1 protein-coding gene is annotated in these 538 nt (G+C 63.8%); it reads right to left on the reverse strand.

What is annotated here, in order from left to right; all coding sequences use genetic code 11:
- The coding region (locus EOA60_RS36585) for an AAA family ATPase (protein ID WP_128312808.1) at positions 1 to 538 on the reverse strand (538 nt) is incomplete at both ends.

Raw genomic sequence — 538 nt, forward strand, 5'->3', positions numbered from 1 at the left:
TCCTCATACAGCGCATCGGCGAGAAAGGCAGCCGGATCGCTGCAGAAGTCACGCATCATGCGAAAATGATCGGTGTCCTGAAAATCAATCAGATCGAGGCCGAAGCGGCTGATGCGGAAGAGCCGCGCGTTCGGGCAGGCCATCAGCAACGGCGAGTGCGTCGCCATGATCACCTGCGCGGTGCCGGACCGCTCCATGCGCTGAAGCAGCTTCAGCAACTCGATCTGGCGCGTCGGCGAGAGCGCGCTTTCGGGCTCGTCGAGGATGTAGATGCCCTGTCGTCGGCAGCGTTCCTCGAAGAAGCGGATGAACCCTTCGCCATGCGACCATGACAGGAAGTCCGGCGGCGCTCCGCCAGACTCCAGCGCCGCCTGGTCAAGATAACGAGCCACGGAGTAAAAGGACTCCGCCCGGAAGAACCAGCCCGCGGTGACCTTCGGCAGCCAATGGCAGCGCAGCGCAGCGGCAAGTGCCCCGCCACTCTTGTCGATGGCGCCTGAGTGGTCGACGGGCATATAGCCTTTGCCGCCGCCGGCCT

It is taken from the genome of Mesorhizobium sp. M1A.F.Ca.IN.020.06.1.1, from assembly GCF_004023265.1.
Taxonomy (GTDB): domain Bacteria; phylum Pseudomonadota; class Alphaproteobacteria; order Rhizobiales; family Rhizobiaceae; genus Mesorhizobium.